Annotated in this window: 4 protein-coding genes and 1 pseudogene; 4 read left to right on the top strand and 1 reads right to left on the bottom strand. The window is 63.5% G+C overall.

Annotation, left to right across the window (positions count from 1 at the left end; translation table 11 throughout):
• The 4 genes from AC1DT2_RS19835 to AC1DT2_RS19850 all read left to right on the top strand — a co-directional run.
• Positions 1-429: hypothetical protein (locus AC1DT2_RS19835; protein WP_477298212.1), on the top strand; the 429-nt coding region annotated here is incomplete at its 5' end.
• 118 nt (positions 430-547) lie between these two features.
• Positions 548-979, top strand: coding sequence for a cupin domain-containing protein (locus tag AC1DT2_RS19840; protein WP_477298214.1), 432 nt, complete (start codon positions 548-550; stop codon positions 977-979).
• Positions 980-981: 2 nt separating this feature from the next.
• Positions 982-1623 (top strand): HD domain-containing protein, encoded by a 642-nt coding sequence (locus AC1DT2_RS19845; protein WP_477298216.1) that lies wholly within the window; start codon positions 982-984, stop codon positions 1621-1623.
• A gap of 358 nt (positions 1624-1981) precedes the next feature.
• Positions 1982-2422 carry a hypothetical protein gene (locus AC1DT2_RS19850; protein WP_477298218.1) on the top strand — a complete coding sequence of 147 codons (441 nt, stop codon included), beginning with the start codon at positions 1982-1984 and terminating at the stop codon, positions 2420-2422.
• 21 nt (positions 2423-2443) lie between these two features.
• On the opposite strand, the pseudogene AC1DT2_RS19855 reads toward AC1DT2_RS19850, so the two are convergent.
• Positions 2444-2852: pseudogene (locus AC1DT2_RS19855) on the bottom strand (hypothetical protein); the annotation flags it as partial.

Below are 2852 nucleotides of genomic sequence, written 5' to 3' on the forward strand. Positions count from 1 at the left end.
CCGATGTGGATGGTCGAGGGCATGCTGTTCCTGCTCGGCATCGGCATGGGTTCGACGATGATGCCGTCGATGACGGCGGCATTGAGCAGCCTGCAGCGCCACGAGATCGCTCGCGTCACCAGTGGCATGAACGTGGTGCAGCGCGTGGGTGGCTCGGTCGGCACGGCCTTGCTTGCCGTTGTGCTGTCGCACCAGATCGCCAGCGTGATGCCTTCGACCGGTGTGCCGGAGTCCGGCCTTGCGGTTGCCCGCGCCATGACGCCCGCGATGCATACGGCGATCCTGCCAGCGCTCGGCCGCGCGTTCGGCCACACCTTCGTGTGGGCTCTGGGCGTGGTCGTGCTGGGCCTCATCGCCGCGAGCTTCCTGCCGCGCAAGCGTGCGGTGCATAACACTGAGCAGGCGGCTGCGGCGACGTTGGTGGATTAGGGCCATCTGACCCGCCACGTCGACGTCCGGATCGATGGTGCATTGAAAGGCGACGTTTTTGGTCCTTTTCGATGCACCTCGGCACGGCGCAAGATGGTTGCTCCAAGAGGAGTAATCCATGATGACGAAAATCCTTCTTCCCGCCCTGCTTGCCGTTGCTGCGCTGGCTTCCGTGGCGCCGACCAGCGCCCACTCGCCGGGCGATTCGGTCAAGCCGAATTTCTCGCATGTCATTCCCAATATCCCCGGCAAGTCGCTGGTTGCCGTCGAGGTCTCCTATCCTCCGGGCGGCGCTTCGCAACCACATACCCATGCAAAGTCGGCCTTCATCTACGCCTACGTCGTATCGGGCGCCATCGAAAGCCAGGTGAATGACCAGCCCGCGCACGTCTACACGGCGGGGCAGGCGTTCTACGAAGAGCCCGGTGCGCAGCATCGAATCAGCCGCAACGCCAGCAAGACCGAGCCGGCGAAGTTGCTCGCCGTGTTCGTCGTCGATACGGACGACACCGCGCTGACCACGCCGCAGAACGCGGGGAAAGGCCGGTAAGCATGGCAACCACGATCCTCGGGATAACGCTTCCCGACAGCGCTATCGCCCGCGAAGCCACGCAGCTGCTTCGCGACACGGCCAGCGACCTGCTGTTCCAGCACTCGATGCGGGTCTATCTCTGGGGCGCTCTGTTCGCAGAGCGCAAGGGCCTGAGCTTCGATCCAGAACTGCTGTACACCGGCGCGATGTTCCACGACCTCGGGCTGACCGAAGGCTTCCACAGCAGCGCGCTTCGTTTCGAAGTGGATGGAGCGAATGCCGCGCGCGATTTCATGCGTCGTCATGGCATCGCCGAAACGGACATCCATAGAGTCTGGACCGCCATCGCCCTCCACACGACGCCCGGGATCCCGGAATTCCTGCATCCGGAAGCATCCTTGCTTCATGTGGCAGCGGGCATGGATGTGGCGGGGCGCTCATACGACCAGATCACCGACGAAGAGCGCGAGGCGGTAGTGGCGGCTTTTCCCCGTGATGATCGCTTCAAGGAGCACATCATCGATACCTTCTATGAGGGGTTGAAGCGTCGACCCGCCACGACGTTCGGTACGTTCAACGACGACTTTATCGCTGCGAGAGAGCCTGCGTTCCAGCGAGTGGACATCTGCAGCGTGATCCGTCACTCGCCCTGGGCGCATTGACTGAGCGTCACGCGGGGTAATCCTCCGCAACGTCGGCCACCCTATGAGCGATCACAGTCACTCAAGCGACTGACGTGGCTGGCGCATGTCGCGCCAGACGACACCACCCGTCAGCTTGCCCACATGGCCAAGTTGCTCCCTGTCCTCGGTCAGGCGATCCTTGCCCTGTTTATCTCGGGAATCCTGCTCGCGGGTACCCGCGCTCCGTTCATGGCCATCCGGGCGGTAAGCACGCCGGGAGATGGGTAGCTGAAAAGCCCGTGTGCATTTTCGGCCGCACCATGCAGAGAGCACAGGCGATGTGAATGAAAGCTCCGCTACGCTTGCGTCTCCCATAACGCGAACAACGGAGTCCTGTATGCGTTCAATCAATCACCGTGCCTTGCTGTCCCTTGCGCTGCTGTTTGGATGTGGAACAGTTGCGGCCACCACGCCTTCGGGGACAGGGCTGGGTCAATCATGGCCCAATGCCGCCGACCTCAGTGCGAGCCCGAACTTCCATGCTTATCGCTTTGAGAAGCAAGGCGTGCGCTACGTCCAGATCAATGACGCGAACGGCAACGTGCGTGGTGCGGTCGCCTATATCGATGGTCAGGTGCTGGATTTACCCATCGGGGTGGACGCCAGTCACTGGGTTGTCGCCACGGACCCGGCTGCTCCGGTTACGGGGGAAACGGTTTACCAGGACCAGAGCATGACGGTCCACGCGGCGCCGCAGTCCGACGGTACGGTGCGGCTGTTGCTGGCCCCGGGCAACTGCAACGGTAATCCTGCGGATTGCTCGATGAAAGGCCCCTGACAGCACGGGGCATTGATCCGATCAGAGGCGCTCGGGCAGAACAGCCCGGGCGCCTTTGTTCCGGGCACCCCACAGCAGGCTTCCAGACAGCGCGATCGCCAGCACCAACTGGACCCGGATCATCTGGGGATCGAGAAAGTCTTTAGCGGTCATGGCCAGGGCCACACTGGCCGCCATGCCGCCTACCGCCGTGCCGTGCCACCCATGGCGCCACGCCAGGCCGAACACCGGCCAGAGCATTGCCAGCCGGGCCGCCGTGCGTAGTTCATCGTTGGGTGTGAGTACGGCTACCCACGCAAGCATCGCCAGCGCGGGAAGCACCCACCAGAGCGTGTCGCGGAGGAGGGCACTGCACCACACCGACCCCACGCTCAGGGGCGCGTCTCGCAGCGCGCGGAACCGCTCATGCAGGGCCAGAACAACCGGCGTC

This window comes from Luteibacter sp. P4_E6 (genome assembly GCF_056401535.1).